The sequence below is a fragment of the Nonomuraea sp. NPDC052634 genome, assembly GCF_040678535.1.
In the GTDB taxonomy this organism is placed as follows: domain Bacteria; phylum Actinomycetota; class Actinomycetes; order Streptosporangiales; family Streptosporangiaceae; genus Nonomuraea; species Nonomuraea fastidiosa.
The window spans coordinates 1-23,175 of record NZ_JBFATY010000017.1 but is presented as its reverse complement, the minus strand read 5'-3'; the positions used below and the strand labels follow the sequence as shown (position 1 = coordinate 23,175).

The window sequence follows — 23,175 nt, the reverse complement described above, 5'->3', positions numbered from 1 at the left end:
GCACATGACGCACTGCCAGGAGAGCGTGCCGGCCTCGTACGTCCAGCAGGACATATGGGTCGGCGAGCGCATGGGAGCGGGAACGGCGTACCACATGCCGCTCGCCGTGTGGTTCGACGGCGACCTCGACGTGGCCGCGCTGCTCGGCGCGTGCGAAGCGATGGCCGCCCGGCATCCGGTGCTCGCCACCGCCGTCGCGGAGAGCGGCGACGGGCTCCGGCTGGTCCCCGCCGCGCGACCGTCCGTGACTGTCGCCGGCCGGACCGATCCCGACCGGCTGATCCGGGAGGAGAGCGCGCGGCCGTTCGACCTGGAGAAGGGGCCGCTCGCCCGGTTCACGCTCGCGCGGGCGGGGGAGCGGCGGCATCTGCTGCTGTTCGTCGCCCACCATCTGGTCTTCGACGGCATCTCCAAGGACATCCTGGTACGCGACCTCGCCGCGGCCTACAGATCCGAGTCCCCGACGCCGCTGCCGCTCACCTGGCAGGAGCCCGCGGCGGACGTGCTGGCGGAGGCCGGCGAGTTCTGGGCCGCACGCGAGCCGGGCGAGGTCATGCTGCCGGGGCAGCGGCGCACCGGGCGGCGGTACGGGCCCGGCGAGCAGATCGACGCCGGGCTCGACCACGAGCTGACCCGCTCGGCGCGCACGGCCGCGGCGGCGACCGGCGCCTCGACCTTCGAGGTGCTGCTGGCCGGCGTGCACGCGCTGCTGTTCCGGTACGGCGCGGAGCACGTGGCGGTCGCCGTCGACGTCACCACCCGCGGCCCCGAGACCCGCGACCACATCGGCGCGTTCGTCAACGAGCTGCCCGTGCACTCCCGGCCGGAAGGCGGGCAGACCTTCCGCGCGTTCGTCGGCGAGCTGCGAGACGAGCTGCGCGCGGTGTACCGGTTCCGCCAGGCGCCGCCGAGACGAGCGGCACTGCCCGTCTCGATCAGCTATCGCAGGCAGGAGCCCGACCCCGTCTTCCCCGGCCTGACGGTCACCGTGGACCGCATGATGTTCGCGGGCGGCGCGCGGAACCCGCTGCACCTGCAGATCGTGGACGGCCCCGGCGGGCTTGCCCTGTGCGTGCGCTACGACCCGGCGGCCGTGGACCGCGACGTCGCGGCCCGCTTCGCCGACGGCCTGCGCGCCCTGCTGCGCCACGCCGCCGACGATCCCGGCACGTGCCTGGGCGAGCTGGACGTCATGCCGGCGGAGCAGGCGCGGCGGATGCTCGTCGAGTGGAACGACACCGAGGTCGCCTACCCCGCCGATGCGACGCTGCCGAGCCTGTTCGCCGAGCAGGTGCGGGCCCGTCCCGGCGCGTGCGCCGTCACCTTCGACGGCAGGACGCTCACGTACGCCGAGCTGGACGCGGCGGCCGGGCGGCTGGCCGCCAGGATCAGGCAGGCAGGGGCCGGGCGAGGCGAGCTGGTCGCCGTGCACCTGCGCCGCTCCGACCTGCTGCTGGTGAGCCTGCTCGCCGTGCACAAGGCGGGAGCCGCGTACCTGCCGCTCGACCCCGACCACCCGGCGGAACGGCTCGCCATGATCGTGGACGACGCCCGTCCCGTGCTGGTGCTGTCCGAGACGGACGCGCTGCCCTGGCCGGTGATGCTGGTGGACCGCGCGTCCCTGGAGACGGGGGAGCGGCTCGCGGAGCCGGTACGACCCGGCGACTCGGCCTACGTGATCTACACCTCGGGCTCGACGGGCCGGCCCAAGGGCGTCGAGGTCGACCACGGCAACCTGGCCAACCTGCTGCTGGCCATGCGCGACCGGCTCGAGTCGGGACCCGCCGACGCCTGGCTCGCGCTCACCTCGCCCGCGTTCGACATCAGCGCACTGGAACTGTACCTGCCGCTGATCACCGGCGGCCGGGTCGTCGTCGCGCCGCACGGCGCCGTACGGCAGCCGGAGGCGCTGGCCCGGCTGGTCGCCGAACAGGGCGTCACGCACGTCCAGGCCACGCCGTCGGTGTGGCGGCTGCTGCTGCCCGGCGGCCTGGCCGGCGTGACCGCGCTGACCGGGGGAGAGGCGCTGCCGCCCCGGCTCGCGCAGGAGTTACGCGAGCGCTTCCCCCGCGTCGTCAACGTCTACGGCCCGACGGAGACCACGATCTGGAGCACGTACGGCGAGCCGGGCGACGGCGACGTCGTCACCATCGGCCGCCCCCTCGCCAACACCCGGATCTACCTGCTCGACGAGGCACTGCGGCCGGTTCCCCAGGGTGTCGCGGGCGAGCTGTGCATCGGCGGGGCCGGGGTGGCGCGCGGCTACCGGGGCAGACCGGCGCTCACGGCGGAACGCTTCGTCCCCGACCCCTTCGGCCCACCAGGAGCGCGGCTCTATCGCACCGGCGACATGGCCCGCTACCGGGACGACGGCGAGATCGAATTCCTCGGCCGCAGGGACGGCCAGGTCAAGCTGCTCGGCCACCGGATCGAGCTCGGCGAGATCGAGGCCAGGCTGCGCGAGCACCCCCAGGTGGGCGAGGCCGCGGTGGTCGTCCGTGGCGAGGGAACGGACGACCACCGCCTGATCGCCTACGTCGTCCCCGCCCAGGGCGAACCCGACGCCGGCGATCTGGCCGCCCACCTGGCCAGGACCCTGCCCGCCGCCACGCTGCCGAGCGCGTACGTCCTGCTGGACGCCCTCCCGCTCAACCCGATCGGCAAGCTGGACCGCGCCGCGCTCCCCGAGCCGCCGCGCACAACCGAGCCGCCACAGAGAACCGAACTGGCACAGCAAGCCGAATCGGCACAGCAAGCCGCGCCGCCGGGCTCCGGCGGCGGGGCGCTGGTCGAGGAGGTGCGGCGGATCTGGTGCGAGGTGCTGGAGCTGGACGACGTCGGCATCGACGACGACCTGTTCGACCTCGGCGGGCACTCGCTCACCATCACCCAGATCTCGGCCAGGATCAGGGAGAGCCTGGGCGTGGACGTGTCGCTGGACGCCTTCTTCGACGATCCGACCATCCAGGGGGTCGTCGAGGAGATCGTCCGGCTGCAGGGTGACCGCCCGGCGGCGGAGATCCGGCCGCGTCCCGAGGGGGTCGTCCCGCCGCTGTCGTTCGTCCAGGAACGCCTGTGGTTCCTGCAGAAGTTCGACCCGGACGACGCCTCGTACAACATGTATCTGGTGCTGCGGCTGCGGGGCGAGCTGGACACCGGCGCGCTGCAGGAGGCGCTGGACGCGGTGGTGGCCAGGCACGAGAGCCTGCGCACGTCGTTCGCCGACGTGGACGGCGCGCCGATCACGGTCATCCACCCGCCGGGCCCCGTGACCGTCGAGCGCATCGACCTGGCGGGATCGCCGGGCGCGGAATCCGAGGCGCTGCGGCTCGTCGCCGAGCGCACGAACGCGCCGTTCGACCTGGCGCAGGCGCCGCCCCTGCGGATCAGCCTGCTCCGGCTCGGGCCCGGCGATCACGTGCTCTGCTTCGTGCTGCACCACATCATCGCGGACGGAACGTCGCTCGGCATCCTGTTCGACGACCTGTTCGCCCTTTACCAGGACAGGGACGCCGAGCTCCCGCCGCTGAGGATCCAGTACGGCGACGTCGCCCTGTGGCAGCGGGAACAGGACTCCGAGGAGTCGCTGGCCTACTGGCGCGACCAGCTCGCCGACCCGCCCGTGCTCGACCTGCCCGCCGACCTGCAGGGAGGCGAGCGGCCCGAGGGCGCCTTCCACACCTTCACGGTGCCCGCGGAGCTGGTGACCCGGCTGGAACGGATCGCGCAGGAGCACAACGCGTCGCTGTTCATGGTGCTGGTCGCCGCCTACCAGGTGCTGCTGGCCCGGCACACCGGGCAGGACGACATCCTGGTCGGCACCCCGTGGGCGACCAGGGACCGGATGGAGCTGGAGCCCGTCATCGGCTACCTCACCGACACGCTGGTGCTGCGCGGCGACCTGTCCGGGGATCCGCTCTTCGCCGAGCTGCTGGACGCGACCCGGCGTACCGTGCTCGACGCGCACGCCCACAGGACCGTCCCCTTCGAACGGCTCATCGGCGAGCTGGGCGTGCCCCGCGACCTGAACCGCAATCCGCTGCTCAGCACCATGATCATTCTGCACAGCCAGGCGGGGGAGGGGACTCCGCCCGAGCGGGTCGGCGACCTCGGGGTGGAGCTGTTCGACGGCGGGTACCGGCAGGCCAAGTTCGAGCTGTCGCTGGAGTTCTGGCGCAACGAGCGAGGGCTGCTCGCGGTGTTCGGCTACGACGCCACCCGGTATCGGGCGGACACCGTGGAAGGGCTGGCCGCCCGGCTCGAGACCCTGCTCCAGGGCATCGCGGACGCCCCCGAGACCCCGATCTCCCGGTTGCCCCTGCTGACGGAGGCCGACACGGCCCTGCTCACGGCGTCCCGATCGGCCGTCCCCGGCGACGGGGAGAGCGTGCCCGCGCTCATCAGGCGGGCCATGGCCGCGCACCCCGACGCCACGGCGCTGCTGTGGGGCGGCGAGGCGATGAGCTACGCGCAGCTCGACGCCAAGGTGGCGCGGCTCGCGGCGGCCCTGCGGCGGCGCGGCGTCGCCGATGGATGCGTGGTCGGCGTCTGCCTGGAACGGTCGGCCGAGGCCATCGTGGCCCTGCTGGCCGTGTGGCGGGCCGGGGGCGCCTACCTGCCGCTCGATCCCGCCTACCCCGACGAACGGCTCGCGTTCCTGATCGCAGACAGCGCCGCCCGGCTGGTGGTGACCGACGCCGGGCTCGCATCGCGGCTGCCGGGAGAGACGGTCGTGCTCGTCGCCGGCGACGAGGCAGGGCCAGGCGATCCCCACTGGTACGGCGACTGGGACCCGGTCGAGCCGGACGACCCCGCGTACGTGATCTACACCTCGGGCTCGACGGGCCGGCCGAAGGGGGTGCTGGTCGAGCACGGCAGCCTGGCGGCGCGCGTGGAGTGGATGCGGCAGGCGTACGGGATCGGGCCGGACGACCGGGTCGCGCAGTTCGCCTCGCTCAGCTTCGACGCGCACGCCGAGGAGCTGTACCCGGCGCTGACGGCGGGCGCGAGCGTGCTGCTCCTGCCCGACGGCGCCGCCTCGCTGCCCGACGTGCTGCGCACACCGGCCGGCCGGCAGGTGAGCGTGCTGGACCTGCCGACCGCCTACTGGCACCGGCTCACCGAGGCGCTCGGCGACGTGACCTGGCCGGAGCCGCTGCGGCTGGTGATCCTCGGTGGCGAGCAGGTGCACGCGGCGGCGGTGGCCAGGTGGCGGGAGCGGTTCGGCGACCGGGTACGCCTGATCAACACCTACGGGCCGACCGAGGGCACCATCATCGCCACGGCCCACGACCTCGGCGCGGCCGACACCGTGGGGCGCCCGCCCATCGGGCGGCCGATCGCCGGCACGACCGCGCACGTCCTCGGCCCGTACGGCGAGCCCGTACCGCCCGGCTGCCCCGGCGAGCTGTGCCTGGGCGGGGCGGGGCTGGCGAGGGGCTACCTGGGGCGCCCGGCGCTGACGGCCGACCGGTTCGTCCCCGATCCTTTCGGCCCGCCCGGCTCCCGGCTCTACCGGACCGGCGACCGGGTGCGGTGGCGGCGGGACGGGACGCTGGAGTTCCTGGGCCGGTTCGACGCCCAGGTGAAGGTGCGCGGCTTCCGGGTGGAGCCGGGCGAGGTGGAGGCCGTGCTGCTGGCCCAGCCCGGTGTCCGGCAGGCGGTGGTGACGGCGGACGGGGAACGGCTGGCCGCGTACGTGGCCGGGCCGGCCGAACCGGACGAGCTGCGGGCACGCCTGGCCGCGGCCCTGCCGGCCCATCTCGTGCCCACGGCCTGGGTGAGCCTGCCGGAGCTGCCGCTCACGATCACCGGCAAGGTGGACGTGGCGGCCCTGCCCGCGCCCGAGCCAGGACCCGCCGCGGAGTACGTGGCCCCGCGCACCGACGCCGAGGTGCTCGTGGCCGAAGTCTGGCGCGAGCTGCTCGGCCTGGAGACGGTCGGGGCCCACGACGACTTCTTCGCCCTGGGCGGGCACTCCCTGCTCGCCACCCGGGTCGCGGCCCTGCTGCGCAACGCGGTCGAGACGGAGGTGCCGATCCGCACGGTGTTCGACCACCCGACCGTCGCCGGGCTCGCGGCCGCGGTCGAGCGGCTGGTGATCGAGCAACTCTCGGCGCTCACCGACGCCGAGGCCGCGGAACTGCTGGAGGTGGGGGAGTGACGTGCCCGGAGGCGATGGGGCTGTGGGAGGTGGCGCAGTGACGGGCGCGAACGAGCTGTCGGCGGCCAAGCAGGCGCTGCTGGCGCAGCGGCTGCGGCGCGGGGCGGCCCCGCGCCGTACCATTCCCGCGCGCCCCGGCGGCGAGCCGCCGCCGCTGTCGCACGCGCAGGAGCGGCTGTGGTTCCTGGAGCAGTTCGCGCCGGGCACCGCCCAGCTCACGATCCCGATCCGGCTGCGGCTGCGCGGCGCGCTCGACACCGGAGCCCTGGCCGCCGCGCTCGACGCCGTCGTGGCCGGGCACGACGCGCTGCGCATGCGCTTCCCCGCCACCGAGGACGGCCGCCCGCGCGTCGTGCTCGCCGCGGACGCCACGCTCCCCCTCACCGTCCGCGACGCGCCCGACGAGGCCGCCGCCAAGGAACAGGCCGAGCGGTTCCTGGCGGCGCCGTTCGACCTCGCGGCGGGCCCCATCGCACGGGCGCTGCTGATCAGGCTGGGCGACGACGATCACGTGCTGGTGATCGCGGTCCACCACATCGCCGCCGACGGCTGGTCCGCCGACGTGCTGCTGCGCGAGGTCTTCGCCCGCTACGACGGCCGCACACCGCCCGCCCCGCAGGTCGGGTACGCCGACTACGCCGCCTGGCAGCGCGGCCTGCCCCCGTCCGAGCGCGACCTGGACTACTGGCGCGACCGGCTGGCCGGCCTGGAACCGCTGGACCTGCCGGCGGACCGGCCACGCCCGCCCGAACGCACTTACACGGGCGCCGCGCACCCGTTCACCCTCGACCCCGAGGTGGCCGCCGCGCTGGCCGGGCTCGGACGCGCGCACCGGGCCACGCCGTACATGGTCATGCTGGCCGCGCTCGCCGCGCTGCTCGGCCGGTACGCGGGCACCGAGGACGTCGCCGTGGGATCGCCCGTGGCCGGCCGGCAGGTCCCCGAGCTGGACGGCGTGATCGGCTGCTTCGTGAACATGCTCACCATGCGGGTGGACCTGACCGGCGACCCCACGTTCGCCGAGCTGATCGACCGGGTGCGCGACCTCGTCCTGGACGCCTTCGCCCACCAGGACCTGCCGTTCGAGCAGCTCGTCTCCGAGCTGGACGTGCCGCGCGACGTGTCCAGGTCACCGCTGTTCGGCGTGATGTTCGCGATGCAGAACTACCGCCACGAGGCCATCGACCCGCCCGCCGGGCTGACCGTCACCGACTTCCCCGTGGACTCCTGGGCCACCCGCTACGACCTGGAGCTGTACGTCGGCGACGACTCGGGCGGCATGTTCGTCTACAACACCGACCTGTTCGAGCCGGACACCATCGAACGCCTCGCCGGCCACCTGTGCACGCTGCTGGAGCGGGTCGCCGCCGACCCCGGCACCCCGCTGTCCCGCATCGACCTGCTCACCGAGGACGAACGCCGCCAGGTCCTGCACACCTTCAACGACACCGCCGCCGAATACCCCGGCCCCGCCACCCTGCACGGCCCCATCGAGGCGCAGGCGGCCCGCACTCCCGACGCCGTCGCGGTGCGCTTCGAAGGGCGGTCACTGACGTACGGCGAGCTGGACACCGCGGCGGACCGGGTCGCCCGCACGCTGCGCGACCTCGGCGCGGGCCCTGGGACGGTGGTCGCCGTGTGCGCGGAACGCTCGCTGGAGCTGCTGCCCGGCCTGCTCGGCGTGCTCAAGGCGGGCGCCGCGTACCTGCCGATCGACCCCGAATACCCGCCGGACCGGGTGGCGTTCATGCTGGCCGACGCCGCACCGGCCGTGCTGCTCACCCAAAGCAGCATCCGCCCGGACCTGCCGGACACCGGCGCGACCGTCCTCGACCTGGACGATCCCGACGTCTGGACCGGCGCGGCAGGACCGCTGCCCGAGGTACGGCCCGACGACGTCGCCTACGTCATCTACACCTCCGGCTCCACCGGCCGCCCCAAAGGCGTGCCGAACACCCACGGCGCCATCGCCAACCGGCTCGACTGGATGCAGGACCGCTTCCGGATCGGCGAGGCCGACGTCGTGGCGCAGAAGACGCCGCTCAGCTTCGACGTGTCGGTGTGGGAGCTGTTCTGGCCGCTGCGCTGCGGGGCCAGGCTGGTGCTCGCGACGCCGGGCGGCCACAAGGACGCCGCGTACCTGCGCAAGCTCATCACCACCGAGGGCGTGACCACCGCCCACTTCGTCCCGTCGATGCTGGCCGTCTTCCTCGCCGAGAACGGCGGCGCGGGGTGCGGCTCGCTGCGGCGGGTGATCTGCTCCGGCGAGGAGCTGCCCGCCGACCTGGCCCGCCGCTGCGTCGCCGCGCTTCCCGCCGCCGAGCTGCACAACCTGTACGGCCCCACCGAGGCCGCCGTGGACGTCTCCGCCTGGCACTGCCGGCCCGAAACCCTCACCTCGGCGGCCCGCGTCCCGATCGGCACCCCCATCGCCAACACCACCCTGTACGTCCTGGACGCCGCCATGTCCCCGGTGCCGATCGGGGTGCCCGGTGAGCTGTTCATCGGCGGTGCCGGCCTGGCCAGGGGCTACCTCAACCGTCCCGCGCTCACCGCCGAGCGGTTCGTGCCGAACCCGTACGGCCCGCCGGGCTCGCGCCTCTACCGCACCGGCGACCTGGTCAGACGCCGCTCTGACGGGGTGCTGGAGTTCCTCGGCCGGCTGGACGCCCAGGTCAAGCTGCGCGGCCTGCGCATCGAGCCGGGCGAGATCGAGGCGGCGCTGCGCGCGTTGCCCGCCGTCGGGGACGCCGCCGTGATCGTCCGCGACGACCGCCTGGTCGCGTACGTCACCCCCGGCACCGGCGACGCCCTGGACCAGGCGCTCGACCAGGCCCTCGACCACGGCGCGCTCCGGGCCGAGCTGAAGAAGACGCTGCCCGACTACATGGTCCCCGCGAGCTATGTCACCCTCGCCGCCCTGCCGCTGAGCCCCAACGGCAAGCTGGACCGCCGCCGCCTGCCCGCACCCGTGGCGACCAGGGACGCCACGGTCGAGTTCATCGCGCCCGGCACCCCCACAGAACGCGCGCTCGCCGCCATCTGGGGCGAGCTGCTGGGCGTCGAGGCGGTCGGCGTGGACGACGACTTCTTCGACCTCGGCGGCCACTCCCTGCTCGCGACCCAGGTGGTGGCCCGGCTGCGCCAGGAGACGGGCGCCGTGGTCAGCGTCATGGACGTCTTCAAGCACCGCACCGTCCGCGAGCTGGCCGCGCTCGCCGACACCCCGCAGGACCGGCGCGGCCCCCGCGCGCTGCTGCACCGGCTGACCGCCGCCGGCAGCACCAGCCCGGTCCTCAGCTACGTGTGCGTCCCGTACGGTGGCGGCAGTGCCGTCGTCTACCAGCCGCTCGCCGACGCCCTGCCGGACGGGCACGCGCTGTGGTCGGTGGCGATCCCCGGTCACGACGTGGGCGTGGACGAGGACAGGCTGCCGTTCGACGAGCTGGCCGCCGGGTGCGTGCGCGAGATCCTGGAGAAGGTCGAGGGCCCGATCGTCCTGTACGGGCACTGCGGCGTGGGCTCGGCGCTGACCGTGGAGATCGCCCGCCGGCTCGAAGCCGCCGGCCGCGAGCTCGACGGCGTCTACATCGGCGGCATCTTCCCGTTCGCCCGCCCGCGCGGCCGGATCATGTCGCGCATCGCCAAGATCGCGGAGGCCGAGCGGCTGCGCAGCGATCAGCGCTACGTCAACTGGCTGATCTCGCAGGGCGTGGACATGAGCGACCTCGACCCCGCGCAGGCCCGCCGCATCGTACGGAACATGCGCCGCGACTCGCGAGAGGCCGAGGACTACTACACCCGCCTGTTCGAGTCCGGCACGCAGCGGCTGCGCGCTCCCGTGATCAGCGTCGTGGGGACCGAGGATCCGGCGACGGACTACTACCAGGAACGCTTCCGCGAATGGCACTTCCTCACCTCGGTGTCGGCGGTGGTCGTGCTCGCAGAGGCTGGCCACTTCTTCCTGAAATATCGGGCACAGGAGCTCGCCGAGATCGTCACCACCGTCCACCGGAACCTGAAGGAACCGGCCGGTCCCCGCCCGGCCGGGCCGCCGCGAGGCAGCGGCCGTACCTGGTGGTTGCACGACGTGTCGCACGCCGACACGATGCCCGCCCCGACCGGCGTGCGGCCCGGCATTCCGCGCTTCCTCGCCATCGCGCTCAGCCAGCTCGTCTCCATGACGGGATCGGCGCTGACCGAGTTCGCCGTCCCCCTGTGGATCTACACCACGACCGGGTCGGTGGCGAAGTTCGCGCTCATGGCGGTCGTCGGCCTGGTGCCGGGCATGCTGGTGGCACCGGTCGCCGGCGCGATCATCGACAGGACGAGCCGCCGCCGGGTGATGCTGGCCGGAGACATCGCCGCGTTCACGATCCAGCTCGCGTTCGGCGTGCTGCTGTGGACGGGGAACCTGTCGGTCGACATGATCTACCCGCTGCTCGGCTGCCTGTCCGTCGCGCTCACGTTCCAGCGCCTTGCGTACTTCTCCGCCGTCCCGCAGCTCGTCCCCAAGCACTACCTCGGGCACGCGGTCGGCATCACGCAGATCGGCAACGGCACCGCCCAGCTCCTGGTGCCCATCTTCGCCGTCGGGCTGATGTCGGCGATCGGGCTCGGCGGCATCCTCCTGCTCGACATCGCCGGCTACGCGGTCGCCATCGCCGTCGTGCTGGCGGTGCGCTTCCCCGACAGCATGCCCTGGCGGCGCCGCGAGTCGATCAAGGACGAGATCCTCGGCGGCCTGCGCTACTCCCTTGGCCACCGGGGGTTCGTCGCCATGCTGCTGTTCTTCGTCGTGCTGAACGTGTTCCTCGCACCGCTGCTGCTGATGTTCTCGCCGCTGGTGCTCTCCTTCGCCGGGCTCGCCGACGTCGGCAGGATCTCCTTCCTCGCCGGACTCGGGACGTTCCTGGGCGCGCTCATCATGGTCGTCTGGGGCGGCCCGCGCCGGCGGCGCCTGCGCGGCGTGCTGCTGTGCAGCCTCGTGCTCGGCTGCTTCTGCCTGCTCACCGGCCTGCGCGCCGACCTGGTCGTGATCGCCGCCGGCGTGTGCGGCATCACGCTCTGGATCACCCTGCTGAACGGCATCTACACCACGATCGTGCAGGTCAAGGTGCCGCAGCGGTTCCACGGCCGGGTGTTCGCGATGAACACGCTCATCGCCTGGTCCACGCTGCCCATCGGGTACGGGCTCGTCGCGCCGTACGCCGCCACGCTGCTCGACCCGCTGCTGCTGGACGGCGGCCCGCTCGCCTCGACGGTCGGAGCGGTCATCGGTGTCGGCCCCGGCCGCGGCATCGGCCTGATGTACGTGCTCTTCGGCCTCGCCATCCTGGCGCTCACACTGGCCGCGATGCGGGTTCCGGCCCTGGCCCGCTTCGACGACGAGGTTCCGGACGCCGTCGCCGACGACCTGGTCGGCGTACAAGCCCTGCGACAGAAGGAGGAATGACGTGACGGGACGACACCAGGTGGTCGTCAACGACGAGGAGCAGTACTCGCTGCTGCCGCTCGACCGCCCGCTCCCGGACGGCTGGCGGGCGACGGGCTTCACCGGCGACCGGCAGGAGTGCCTGGATCACATCGACGAGATCTGGACGGACATGCGTCCCCGCAGCGTACGGCTGCGCCAGGAGTCGAAGGGGGGCGCGCGGTGAGCAGCGACCTGGAACGCAGGCTCGCGGACCTGGTGGCCGCCGTGTCCGACGGCGAGATCAGCGCCGAGCAGGCGCTCGCCGGCGACCACTCGCTGTCGGCGCTGGGCCTGACCTCGCTGGCGTGGATCAGGCTCATCGACGCGATCGAGGACGTCTTCGGCGTGGACGTCGATCTCGGCGGCGACCTGTCCGCCTTCGACCGCGTGGACGCGCTCGCCGCCCACGTGTCGGACCTGCTGGACGCCCGATGACCACCCCGGCCATGGCGACCGCCTCGGTCCGGTTCAGCGGGACGCGGGACGGCCAGGCGCCGCTGACCTGGGGGCAGCGGCTGATGTGGCGGGCCGTGCACCTGATGGGGCCCAGCCAGTCGTTCCTCAACTGCCCCTGGGTGCTGCCGGTGCACGGCAGGCGCGACCTCGCGACCGTGCTGGGCGCGCTGCGCCGGATGCTCGAACGCCACGAGAGCCTGCGCACCACGTTCATCGACACCCCAGACGGCCCGGTGCAGCGGGTGGCGCGCAGCGGCGAGCTGACCGTCGAGCTGGTGCGGACGGGCACGGAGGGGCCGCTGGCGACCGCGGGGCGCATCGCCGCCGAGCTCGGCACCACGATCTTCGATCACGGCGCGGACCTGCCGCTGCGCTGCGCCGTCGTGATGGCCGACGGCCGGCCGCGCGCCCTGGCGTTCGCCTTCTCGCACCTGGCGGTGGACTACCAGGCGCTGAGCCTGCTGTCGGCCGAGTGGCGGGCGCTGCTGCGCGGCGACGACCTGCCGGCGCCCCCGTGGCAGCCGATGGAGCAGGCGGCGCTGGAACGCGAGGAGCCGTTCCAGGCCCGCTCGCGGCGGTCGATCCGCTACTGGCGCAAGGTGCTCGAAACCGTCCCGCTCGAGGTGTTCGACCATCCGCCGGGGGAGCCGGAGGAGCCCCGGTTCATCGAGGTCGGCATGGAGTCGGTGGCGCTCGCGGCGGCGGCCGTCCGGCTGGCCGAGCGGCTGACGATCAGCACGACGAGCGTGCTCATCGCCGGCTGCGCCACCGTCCTGGCCGTCGCGAGCGGCCGGCCGCGGGCGGTCATGCAGCTCGTCCACAGCAACCGGCGCGACCCGCGCACCCGTCCGCTGGTCGCCACCGTGGGCCAGGACGCCCTGCTCGTGCTCGACCTGCCCGAGACCGGCTTCACCGACACCTGCCTGGCCGCCCACCGCAGCGCCCTCATGGCCTATCGCAACGCCCATTACGACCCGTTCGAGATGACGGCCATGCGCGAGGAGATCGGCCGCATCAGGGGCAGCGAGCCCGACCTCGACGCCTTCTTCAACGACCGGCGCGGCGACGGAACCTGGCCGAACCTGCCCCGCTTCGGCGAGGACCTGACCCCGCTCACGGAGAGGACCCGTACGTACGTCACCAACGCCTGGCCCGGCGTCCGGTTCAAGGCGTTCTTCACCCTGGGCACCGCCCCCGACACCGGCCAGCTCAGCCTCATCATCGACACCGCGTACCTGACCAGGCAGACGGCGACGGCCATGCTGCGCGCCGTCGAGACCCTGCTGGTCCGCACCTGCACCGAGGACGTCCCGATCGCCGCCGTCAAGGACCTCGTCCCACCGGCAGAAACGGGCATCGCCCCACGATCCCGCACCTAGCCCGCCCCCGCCGCTGTCCCGGCGGGCTAGGGCCTGCCTCTCCGGAGCACGGGCACCAGCAGCAGCGACAGCATGGGGTTCGTCACCAGCGCCCAGGCGAATGCGCTGCTGTGGCTCGCCGCGTCGGTCGCGCCGCCGAGCAGCGACAAGAAGATCAGTCCGATGACCGCGACCCCGAACGCCACGCCCGCACCGCCACCAGCACGCCGCCGACGAGCTGCCCGGCCACGGACGCCAGGCTCGTGTGCGAGCGCGCGGGCCGTACGCTCACCGGCCAGGAATAGCGGCAGTACCTGAAGGACGTGCCTTACCGCGACGTCCGCGCGGACCTGTGGCGCGTCACCGGCCGGTGCCTTCGAGCACGTCGCGCAGCTGCGCGCGGGCGGTGACGCCCAGCTTGGGGAACACCCGGTACAGGTGGGAGCCGACCGTGCGCGGCGACAGGTGGAGCCGGTCGCCGATCTCGCGGTTCGTCAGCCCGCGGGCCGCGAGCCTGACGATCTGCTGTTGCTGCGGGCTCAGCTCGGTGAGGACATCCGGCGTCACGCCGCCGATGGCCTCGACGCCGGCGGCGCGCAGCTCCGCCTCGGCCCGCTCGGCCCACGGCCGCGCGCCGAGCCTGCGGAACGTCTCCAGCGCGGCGGCCAGCTGCGGGCGGGCCTCGGTGATGCGGCGGCGCCTCCTCAGCCACTCGCCGTAGTCGAGCCTGGTCTGCGCCCGCTCGAACGGCCACTGCTCGCCCGCGTCGCCCGCCAGCGCCCTCTGGAAGTACGGCTCGGCACTGTCAGGTTGGGCACTGTCAGGTTGGGCACTGTCAGGTTGGGCACTGTCAGGTTGGGCACTGTCAGGTTCGGCGCTGCCTGGGTCGGCGCTGCCGGGTCTGGCGCTGCCGGGTCCGGCGCTGTCGGGTCCGGCGCTGCCGGGCTCGGCCAGCAGGGCGCGGCCCCGGTCGAGCAGCGCGGCGAGCCGGGGCGACGGGGCGGGGCCGAGCCGCTGGGCCGCGCGTTCGAGCAGCTCGGCGACACGTCGATCGGGGCCGTGGCGGCCCCGCCGTCCCAGGCGGGCGGCCGAGGCGGCGAGCTCGGCCAGCACCGTGGGGGAGACGTGATAGTGAACGGGGTCGCCGTCGCCGGTGAACGCCGACCCGAACCACGTGTAGGCGGCCTCGTAGTCGCCGTCGGCCACGGCCGCGAGGCCCAGGGCCCGGTGCGCGGCGACCGCGATGGAGCGGCTCTCCAGCGGATCGACGAGGGCCAGCGCCCGCTCGGCGGCCCGCCGCGCTCCGTCCGTCTCGCCGCGCAGCGCGAGCACCGTCGCATCCAGCGCGTACGCGCACGCCTCGGCGTGCTCCAGCCCCGCCGTCGCCGCCACCGCCGCGATCTCGGAGGCCACCGTGCGCGCCTCGGCCCACCGGCCGTGATCGAGGTACGCCCAGCCGACGGCGCTGCCCAGACCGTCCGGCAGCGCGCCACGGACCCGCCACCTGTCGTACGCCTCGTCGAAGGTCTTCACGGCCAGGGCGGTCTGGTCGAGCAGCCAGGCCACGACGGCGAGCACGGTCAGCCCGCCCGCGTCGCCCTCGGCGGCGGCGACCAGCTCGGGCAGCTTCGGCCTGAGCCGGGAACCCGCGCCATGCGGATCGGAAACGGCCTCCACCCAGACCCGCAACGGGCCGTCGGGGGAGGCGGCGAGCAGGCTCTCGATACGCCGCCGCTGCGCCTCCTCACCCGAGTAGTAGCGGACCACCGCAGCGGCGGCCAGCGCCTCCAGGGACGGGGTGTCCTCTGCGGCTGCGGCATGCGGCTCCCGAGCCGCTGCCCCCTTTGTGGCCGAAAGGTGCGCGCGCAGGGCCGGTACCTCTGCGGAGATGGTGAGGGCCTTGGGCGGCGGTGCCTCTACGGAGGAGGCGAGCATCTCACGGAAGGACGCCTCGGCGGCGATGCGGGTCAGCAAGGCGAAGGCTGTCGTGTGATTACTGCGCAGCGCCATGAGCTTCCCGGTGGCCAGCGAGGCCCGGCCGATCAGCTCCGGGTCGTCGCTGTGCGCCCGGACAGCGACGACCAGGCGTTCCACCCAGTCGAGCTGCCCGGTGAAGACGGCAAGTTCGGCGGCCTCGGCGAGCAGCCGCGCCCGGTCCGCGCGGCGCGGGCTCAGCTCGGCGGCCCGCTCCAGGGCGGCGGCAGCGGCCGCGTACCCGCCACGGCGGCGCGCCCGATCGGCGGTCTCGCGCAGCGCGTCCGACACCTCCGCGTCGGGACCGGTGGCCGCGGCGGCGAGGTGCCAGGCGCGGCGATCGGGCTCCTCGCTCAGCCGCGCCAGAGCGAGGTGCGCCTGCCGGCGCTCCTCGAAGGGGGCAGCGTGGTAGACGGCCGAGCGGATCAGCGGGTGGCGGAAGGAGACCGACGGGCCGGATCGGCGTACGAGCCCGGCCTCCTCCGCAGGCACGAACGCCTCGGACAGCCCATGAGAGACGGCGGAGAAGTCCGCCGCGTCGGCCGCGGCGAGCAGCAGGAGAGAGCGGCGGGTCGACTCCGGAAGGGGCCGCGCCTGCTCCGCGTAGATCCGTTCAAGCCGGTCGGTGACCGGCAGCGGCCCCTCAACACCGGCGCTCCGGACGCGGGCCAGCTCGATCAGCGCCAGGGGATTGCCGGAGGCCTCCTGCAGAACGCGCACCCGATGGCGACCGACCGGCGGCTCCGGCTGCAGGTCGAGCAGCCGGTTGGCGGCGACACCGTCCAGCGGCCCCAGCTCAAGCCGGTCGTAGCCCGTGTCGAACCCGGGCAGCGCGTCCGCCGACCGCACGCCGACCAGCAGCGTGACGGGCTCGGCGTCCAGACGGCGAGCCACGAAGGACAGGACGTCCAGCGACGCCCGGTCGATCCACTGCGCGTCATCGACCACGACGAGCAGCGGCGACGACCCGAACCGGGAGATCAGGGTGAGCACGGCCGAGCCGGTGAGCACGCCGTCAGGGGCCTCCGTACACTCGTCCAGCCCCAGGACGGCCCGGAGCGCGCAGCGCTGGCGCGGCGGCAGCCCGTCCAGCTCACCGAGCACCGGCCGCAGCAGCTGATGCAGCCCCGCGAACCCCAGACGCGACTCCGGCTCGCTCCCGGCGACCCGCAGCACCAGCCCGCCGTCGCCTCGAACGCGACCGGCCACGACGTCGAGCACCGCACTCTTACCGGCGCCCGGCTCGCCGGAGAGGACGAGCACGTGAGAGCGCCCGGCGGCGACCCGCCGCATGATCTCCGCGATCTCGCCGTCCCGGCCCACGATCGCCGGATCGGAGGTGTACTCGGGCATGTCCCTCCCGCGGGGCCGGTGGCTTCGACCGGCCGACAACGCCCCCGCCACCCGCGATATTCCGAAGCGGCTCACCACTCCTCGTGGGCGAGCTGCCGCCGGAGCAGATCGTGGCGGAAGTAGTAGAAGCCGCCGACCTGCCTGAGCACGCCGCGCCGGTGACCGTCCTCCAGGAAGGCGCCCACCCGCCACGGCAGCCGCCCCGACACCGCGAGCAGGGCGCGGGCCAGCAGCAGGCGCAGGGAAGACGCGGACAGCACGGACACGGCGAGGTAGGTCACGATGAAGGCCAGGATCAGCGCGTACGGGGAGACGGACGGCCGGGTGACGGCGGCGTGCACCACGGCCAGGTCGAGCAGCGCGACCTGCACGGCCCTTATGCCGCGCGAGAGGATCGCCTGCAGCCAGAGCGCGGCCCCCGCCGCGATGACCGCCGCCTGGCCGGCGCTCAGCCCGGCGGCGTTCGTCAGCAGAGCGAGGAGGACGGCGAAGAAGCCCGTCCCCGCGAGAAACGGCAGTGGTCCACCTCCGGGGAGCGGCTCCGAGGACGGGACGGCGAGACCGGCGAACGTGACCACGGCCATGACCGTCCCGACCAGGGCTCCGCTCGCGGATCCCGCCGCCGCTCCGAAGGCCGCACCGGCGCACAACCCGGACAGCAGGCTGAGGACCACGCCGTATAACCAGGTAGGCACGGCGTCGATCAGCCCCGGCACGGAGATGGGCTGCCGGCCGAAGTGCCGCGCTAGAAAGGACAGCCAGCTTGCCGCGAAGCCCGGATGCCAGCCGGGCTGGTCCGGCTCATTCGCACCCGGGTAGAGGGCGGGAACCAGCCCGGCGAGAAGATGGGTCTCGATCTCGTGCCTGGTCGTGAAGGTGAGCAGCTCGTCGGGGTCCTCACCCTGCTGATCGGCTGCTCGGAGGGCTCCCAGGTGGACAGCCGCAGGATGACGGGTACGGGGTCGGACGGCTCGCGCGCCGCCAGCGCGTCCAGGACGAAGCGCACCATCAGCGACGTCTTGCCGCCGCCCGGCTCGCCGAGCACGACCAGCCGCCCCTTGGGCAGCCTGGTGCGCACCACGTCGTAGCTGTCGTTCAGGCTGCCGTCGAGGTCGATGGGCGTGTCGCCGCCGCCGATGACCCGCCAGTGGTCGGTGACCGGCGGGCCGAGCGTGCGCCAGGCGACCGGCATGGGCTCCGGGTCCAGCAGGCGCTGCCGCAACTCCTCGGTTCGCCACGCCCGCTCCACACCGGCGGCCAGCCGCTCGGCGCACGCCGCGACGGCGTCCGCTTCGGGCTCGGCCACGTCCAGCGTGCCGAGGTCGCCCCTGCTCTTGGCGCGTTGACGCAACCAGCCGATCATCGCCGCCGCGGCGACGAGCCCGGTGATGACGAAGCTGAAGATGCTCGCCCACTGGTCGGCGTTCTCCCGGCCCTGGGAGATGAGGAACACGACCGCGGCGATCGCCACGAACGGCACAAGGACGGACGTGACGACCAACGCCCACCAGTACCAACCGCGGAAGTCCGACCCTGAGCGCGCCACGGCAGCCGACCCTACCGCGATCGTGGATCATGTCCAGACGCGGCGCTCCTCCGGGCGGGGGTCGTCGATCTGGGTCCAGGCGGTGCCGATGCGCATGGTGGCGCGGCGTCCGGTGTCGTAGGAGTCCCAGCCGGGCTTGCCGGTCCGCGCGAACCTGATCCACGTCTCGTGGACCCGGGTGGCCAGGTCCGCGGGAGCCTCGCCGGGGCCGAGCAGGGCGTCGGGGCCGTGCAGCTCGGGCCGGTGCGCGAGGTCGAAGACGAACGGCAGCTCCACCGTGTGGGCCGCCCCGAGCCGCCCGCCGAGGGCGGGGGAGCGCCAGGTGAACTCGTAGACGTACGTCCCCGATCCGGGATGGGCGGCGTGCGCGGACGCCAGTGCCCGGCTGCCCGCCCCGAACAGGGCGTCGCCCATGATGGCCGAGCGCAGCTCCGCGTGCGAGGCCCCGGGCCGCGAGGCGCGGTAGGTCTCGACGAGGCCGGCCGGGTCAGGGTGCGAGCGCGCCGCCGCCTCGTGCACGTCGGCGGCGGTCGAGCCTTCGTACGTGCCGACCGGCACGAGATACAGGTTGCCCTCCTCGCTCGTGGTGCCGACGAGCAGATCGACGCCGCTGCCGAGCCCGGCGGTGACGGCGTCGGCGGGCTGCGTGTCGAGCACGAGGCTGAACGGGCTGAGCCCGATCAGCGGGTCCCGGCGCGTCGCGGTGCGCAGGTTGATGCCGCCGAGCCGGGTGGCGGCCTCGACCAGATGCTCGTCGGGGACGCCGGCGAAGGCGGCGGCGTGCGGCGCGACGCCCAGGATCTCGGCGGCCTTCTCGGTGACGCGCATGGCTTGCTCGCGGGTGAACGCGCCCAGCCCGCTGCCGCTCTGCACGATCGCCCGCTGGAACAGCCCCGCCGCCTCGGGCGTGGCGAGCACGCCGCCGACGATCGTCGCCCCCGCCGACTGGCCGAAAAGGGTGACGTTCGAGGGGTCTCCGCCGAACGCGGCGGCGTTCTCCCGCACCCAGCGCAGCGCGGCGGCCACGTCCAGCAGGCCCCGGTTGGCGGGTGCCCCTGGCAGGTCGAGGAATCCGGCGATGCCGAGCCGGTAGTTGACCGTGACCAGGACGACCCCGTCGCGGGCGAACGCCGATCCGTCGTACAGCGGCGAGCGCGTCGATCCCGCCACGAACCCGCCGCCGTGCACGAACACCATGACCGGCAGCCCTTCACCGCTGGCCGGCGCGAACACGCTGACCGTCAGGTAGTCCTCGCCGCGGCTCCAGCCGGCGCCGAAATACGCGGACATGTCCATCTCGCCGATCCGGCGCTCCGACTGCGGCGCGTTCGGGCCCGGAGCCGTGGCATCGCGCACGCCATCCCACGGCTCGTGCGGCTCCGGTGGCGCGAACCGGCCCGCGCCGCGCGGCGGGGCGGCGTACGGAATGTTGAGGAAGACCCGGGCGGCGCCCCGGCGCACGCCGCGGACGGCGCCCCGCGTGGTGGTGACGATGTCGATCATGGGCTCTCCTCCCTCAGACCCGCTCGCCGTACGGGGCGAAGGGCGCCCAGCCCTTGATGGCGAACTTGCCGCCGTCGCGGACCACCTCGGCCGCGCCGTGCCCGCCCAGATGGGCCGGGATGATGAGCGCGTTCTCGTCGGCGGCCCGGCCGAGCAGCGCGCGGCGGGTGGCGCGGGCCTCGGCGGGGTCCTCGCAGAAGCAGCTGTTGGCGTCCGGCTCGTGGATCTGGAACGGGTTGTGCAGCAGGTCCCCTACGAACAGCGCCCGATCCGAGCCGGACTCCAGCGTCAGCACCGATGAGCCCGGCGTGTGTCCAGGCGCGGGGTCGAGCTGTAGGTTGCCGTCGATGCGGTGGCCGCCCTCCCACAGCAGGGTCTGCCCGGCCGCGTGCACGGGGGCGACGCTGTCCTCGAACACGTTCTGGTTGCCGCGCCCGAGCCGGGTCCTCTGCTCGTTGGCGGGGTTCCAGTAGTCGAAGTCCGCCTTCGGCATCAGGTAGGTGGCGTGGGGGAACGTCGGCACCCAGGTGCGGCCGTCGAGGTAGGTGTTCCAGCCGACGTGATCGATGTGCAGGTGCGTGTTGATCACGATGTCGACGTCCTCCGGCCGTACTCCGGCGCGGGCGAGGTTGTCGAGGTACGTCGTGTTGAGCCGGTTCCACACGGGCGCGTACGGGCGGTCCTTGTGGTTGCCGACCCCAGTGTCCACCAGGATGACCTTGCCCTCGCTGCGCAGCACCCACGTCTGGATCGCCGAGTTGACGATCCCGGTCCGCTCGTCCAGGAAATGCGGAGCCAGCCAGGACCGATGCTCCCGCCACGCCTCCTGCGGGCTCTCCGGGAAGAACACCTCGGGCGTCATGCCGACGGGCCCGAAGTACTCCCAGACGCGGGTGAGCGTGACCTCACCCAGGGTGATGGTGTCCACGTACGTCTCCATAAGTCGCGAAATAACGGGATGCGTTACGGCCGGCCTCGCCCGCCCATCCTGCGACCACAGAGGCACGCGGCGGTATGCGTCATGTGACTGCATTCGAGGCGGAACGGCGGACATCCCCACGTACGTGGCCGTCGTGTTCAGCTACCGCGACGACAAGCAGGCCGCGAACCTGCCGGCCCGGTTGGGGCCGTAGCGGTGCTGCATCCGCGCGATCAGCTTGCGCTCGAACCACACCCCGAAGGCCACGCTCAAAGCCAGGAAGAGGAACAGCATCACGGCCTTGATGATCGTGATCCACAACGGATCCTTACCGGAATCGGCCAGCGTGGGAGCGGCCTCCATGGAAATCATGCTCAGGCACGCTGGGCGGGCGGCGGCACGATGTCTTGGACGAGTGCGAACAGCCGTTTCGGCGCCATCCCCGTCAACGCCCGCATCCCCGCCGGGGTGAGCCCGACCGCCACGCCTTGCCGCCAGGCGACCTCGCCCGCGGGCGTCGCGGCGCTGCGCGGCCCGGTGAGGACCGCCGGCCGGCCGGTGCAGTCGATGATCAGGGTGGCCGCGTTGAGCGGCGGCATCCGGTCGGCGGAGGTGCCGTCGCCTCAGCCCCGCGCGGCGGTTGTCCGGCCGATGGCGTACGGAGTCACAGCGGCGATCCTGAGCGCGGCGACCCCGACGACGAACCGCATGTGAAAGCGGGGGCCGACGAACCCCCTGGCGGCCCCCGCTTTCAGCCCTTTGCGACGTACCCGACGCGCCCCCGTTCGCGCAGAGAAACCACCTGGTCGAACTAGTTGAAGCAGTCCTGGTTGCGCAGCGCGATGCCGTACTCGGTGACCTTGCCGCGAGTGACGGTGAAGTTGTAGTACGCCTTCTTGTTGCCCGGCACCGTGACCACGTAGTAGCCGTGGAAGTCCTTCTTGATGCCCGGGTAGGCCGCCTTGAGCTGCTTGTACGTGGAGCCGATCTTGATACCCTGCGGGGTCTTCACGCCCTTCGCCGCCCAGATGGCGGCCAGCCCCACGCGCGGCGAGATGTAGAGCCCCACCGCGTTCTTCGGCGTTCTGAACTTCTTCAGATCCCAGCCCGAGCAGGCCGCGCCGCCCCCGTCCAGCTTCTTGACGATCTGCCCCGTCGCCTGAGCCTGCTTGGTGGTCATCCCGAGCTTGACGGCACCGTAGCCGTGGGGACCCAGCGTCGTCGGCTTCGCCTCGGCGACCGCCGAGGTGGCACCGGCAACGAGCAGCGAACAAGCGAGGAGCGAAGCACCCATCATCATCTTCATCATGTCTTCTTTGATGACGGACTCCGGGTAAAGGTTGCGAGTCATGATCAAGAAATTTCGCCGGACGCCCGGAATCGCCGGACCCGGGGAACGGCTAGGTTGCACCGCATGACGCACACCGAGATCGACATCAGCGCGGAGCTCGTACGGGAGCTGCTCCGCGAGCAGCACCCCGACCTGGCCGATCGCCCCGTGCGGCTCGGTGCGCGCGGCTGGGACAACCAGCTGTGGCGGCTCGGCGACGACCTCGCCGTACGGCTGCCGTGGGCGACGCAGGACGCGGACGAACTGGTGATCAAGGAGCACACCTGGGTGCCGAGGCTCGCCCCGCGGCTTCCGCTGCCGGTGCCCGTGCCGCAGCGGCTCGGACGGCCGTCATCGGCGTTCCCGCGGCCGTGGATCGTCACCACCTGGGTGCCGGGCGAGCCCGCCGACCGCGCACCCGTCACGCGCGGCGCCGAGTCGGCCGACGTCCTGGCCGCCTTCCTGACCGCCCTCCACCAGCCCGCCCCCGCAGAGGCGGACACCGGGGGCCGGGGGCGCGGAGGACCCCTGGCCGCCGCGTCCGCGTACGTGGCCGATCAGCTCGCCTCGGCCGTCGAGGCCGGGCTCGTCTCCGGCGAGGACGCCGGCGTCGTCCGTACGATCTGGGACGCAGCCGCCACCGCGCCCGCCTGGGACGGCCCGCCGGTCTGGCTGCACGGCGACCTGCACCCGGCGAACGTCCTCACCGCGGACGGCGTCATCTCCGGCGTGATCGACTTCGGCGACCTGTTCGCCGGCGACCCGGCCTGCGACCTGTCCGCCGCCTGGAGCCTGCTGCCCGACGTCGCCGCCGTCGAGCGCTGCCACGCGGCCTACGAGCCGTCCCCGGACACCGCAACCCTGCGCCGCGCCCGCGGGTGGGCCGTGATCCGCGCCCTCGTCGGCCTGCACGTCGGCGACGCCGGCGTCCACGGACGGCCGGGCGGCAAGGCCACCTGGGGCCCGCCCGCTCAGGCGGCCCTGCGCCGCCTCATCGCGACGGCCTAATACTCCAGCCGCATTTAGTGATCGATGATTCGTCGCTGTCGCTGGTAATGGCAGCGGCGGGCGCGGGCTTGATGCCGACGTCGCCACTG

Annotated in this window: 15 protein-coding genes; 6 read left to right on the top strand and 9 right to left on the bottom strand. The window is 73.3% G+C overall.

Annotation, left to right across the window (positions count from 1 at the left end; all coding sequences use genetic code 11):
* Positions 1-4: 4 nt before the first annotated feature.
* The 5 genes from AB0K67_RS38345 to AB0K67_RS38325 are packed head-to-tail and all read left to right on the top strand — an operon-like array spanning position 5 to position 13,474.
* Positions 5-6,163, top strand: a complete 6,159-nt coding sequence (locus AB0K67_RS38345; RefSeq protein WP_364069966.1) for an amino acid adenylation domain-containing protein — start codon at positions 5-7, stop codon at positions 6,161-6,163.
* 37 nt (positions 6,164-6,200) lie between these two features.
* Entirely contained in the window at positions 6,201-11,618 is a 5,418-nt protein-coding gene (locus tag AB0K67_RS38340) for an amino acid adenylation domain-containing protein (protein ID WP_364069964.1), read from the top strand.
* A gap of 1 nt (position 11,619) precedes the next feature.
* Positions 11,620-11,823: an MbtH family protein gene (locus tag AB0K67_RS38335; RefSeq protein ID WP_364069962.1), complete on the top strand. Its 204-nt coding sequence runs from the start codon at positions 11,620-11,622 to the stop codon at positions 11,821-11,823.
* Positions 11,820-12,074 carry a phosphopantetheine-binding protein gene (locus AB0K67_RS38330; protein ID WP_364069960.1) on the top strand — a complete coding sequence of 85 codons (255 nt, stop codon included), beginning with the start codon at positions 11,820-11,822 and terminating at the stop codon, positions 12,072-12,074. Before AB0K67_RS38335 ends, AB0K67_RS38330 begins: the two co-directional genes overlap by 4 nt.
* Positions 12,071-13,474, top strand: a complete 1,404-nt coding sequence (locus AB0K67_RS38325; protein ID WP_364069958.1) for a condensation domain-containing protein — start codon at positions 12,071-12,073, stop codon at positions 13,472-13,474. The genes AB0K67_RS38330 and AB0K67_RS38325 overlap by 4 nt, the downstream gene beginning before the upstream one ends.
* Positions 13,475-13,500: 26 nt before the next feature.
* Here the strand turns inward: AB0K67_RS38325 and AB0K67_RS38320 are convergent, their stop codons facing one another.
* The 9 genes from AB0K67_RS38320 to AB0K67_RS38280 form a co-directional block, all read right to left on the bottom strand.
* A complete protein-coding gene (locus tag AB0K67_RS38320) occupies positions 13,501-13,659 on the bottom strand; it encodes a hypothetical protein (protein WP_364069956.1) in 159 nt (52 codons plus the stop codon).
* A gap of 154 nt (positions 13,660-13,813) precedes the next feature.
* Positions 13,814-16,780 (bottom strand): AAA family ATPase, encoded by a 2,967-nt coding sequence (locus AB0K67_RS38315; RefSeq protein ID WP_364069954.1) that lies wholly within the window; start codon positions 16,778-16,780, stop codon positions 13,814-13,816.
* 71 nt (positions 16,781-16,851) lie between these two features.
* On the bottom strand, positions 16,852-17,475 hold the full coding sequence (locus tag AB0K67_RS38310; protein ID WP_364069952.1) for a hypothetical protein: 624 nt from the start codon (positions 17,473-17,475) through the stop codon (positions 16,852-16,854).
* Between the two features lie 50 nt (positions 17,476-17,525).
* A complete protein-coding gene (locus AB0K67_RS38305) occupies positions 17,526-18,326 on the bottom strand; it encodes a hypothetical protein (protein ID WP_364069951.1) in 801 nt (266 codons plus the stop codon).
* 27 nt (positions 18,327-18,353) lie between these two features.
* On the bottom strand, positions 18,354-19,829 hold the full coding sequence (locus AB0K67_RS38300; RefSeq protein ID WP_364069949.1) for a carboxylesterase family protein: 1,476 nt from the start codon (positions 19,827-19,829) through the stop codon (positions 18,354-18,356).
* 13 nt (positions 19,830-19,842) lie between these two features.
* Positions 19,843-20,748, bottom strand: a complete 906-nt coding sequence (locus AB0K67_RS38295; protein WP_364070068.1) for an MBL fold metallo-hydrolase — start codon at positions 20,746-20,748, stop codon at positions 19,843-19,845.
* A 162-nt stretch (positions 20,749-20,910) separates the two neighbouring features.
* Positions 20,911-21,111: an NADH-quinone oxidoreductase subunit H gene (locus AB0K67_RS38290; protein WP_364069947.1), complete on the bottom strand. Its 201-nt coding sequence runs from the start codon at positions 21,109-21,111 to the stop codon at positions 20,911-20,913.
* An 11-nt stretch (positions 21,112-21,122) separates the two neighbouring features.
* The gene (locus AB0K67_RS38285) at positions 21,123-21,347 is read right to left on the bottom strand and encodes a hypothetical protein (protein ID WP_364069945.1); all 225 of its coding nucleotides are present in this window, start codon (positions 21,345-21,347) and stop codon (positions 21,123-21,125) included.
* A gap of 212 nt (positions 21,348-21,559) precedes the next feature.
* Entirely contained in the window at positions 21,560-22,099 is a 540-nt protein-coding gene (locus AB0K67_RS38280) for a hypothetical protein (RefSeq protein WP_364069943.1), read from the bottom strand.
* Between the two features lie 63 nt (positions 22,100-22,162).
* Here AB0K67_RS38280 and AB0K67_RS38275 point away from each other — a divergent pair, with 63 nt between their 5' ends.
* On the top strand, positions 22,163-23,086 hold the full coding sequence (locus AB0K67_RS38275) for an aminoglycoside phosphotransferase family protein (protein WP_364069941.1): 924 nt from the start codon (positions 22,163-22,165) through the stop codon (positions 23,084-23,086).
* The last annotated feature ends 89 nt before the right edge of the window (positions 23,087-23,175 follow it).

Coding starts and splice junctions, on each gene's coding strand:
- AB0K67_RS38290 (WP_364069947.1), bottom strand. CDS start 21,111: ATGGAGGCCGCTCCCACGCTGGCCGATTCCGGTAAGGATCCGTTGTGG.
- AB0K67_RS38280 (WP_364069943.1), bottom strand. CDS start 22,099: ATGACTCGCAACCTTTACCCGGAGTCCGTCATCAAAGAAGACATGATG.
- AB0K67_RS38315 (WP_364069954.1), bottom strand. CDS start 16,780: ATGCCCGAGTACACCTCCGATCCGGCGATCGTGGGCCGGGACGGCGAG.
- AB0K67_RS38285 (WP_364069945.1), bottom strand. CDS start 21,347: ATGCCGCCGCTCAACGCGGCCACCCTGATCATCGACTGCACCGGCCGG.
- AB0K67_RS38345 (WP_364069966.1), top strand. CDS start 5: ATGACGCACTGCCAGGAGAGCGTGCCGGCCTCGTACGTCCAGCAGGAC.
- AB0K67_RS38300 (WP_364069949.1), bottom strand. CDS start 19,829: ATGATCGACATCGTCACCACCACGCGGGGCGCCGTCCGCGGCGTGCGC.
- AB0K67_RS38275 (WP_364069941.1), top strand. CDS start 22,163: ATGACGCACACCGAGATCGACATCAGCGCGGAGCTCGTACGGGAGCTG.
- AB0K67_RS38325 (WP_364069958.1), top strand. CDS start 12,071: ATGACCACCCCGGCCATGGCGACCGCCTCGGTCCGGTTCAGCGGGACG.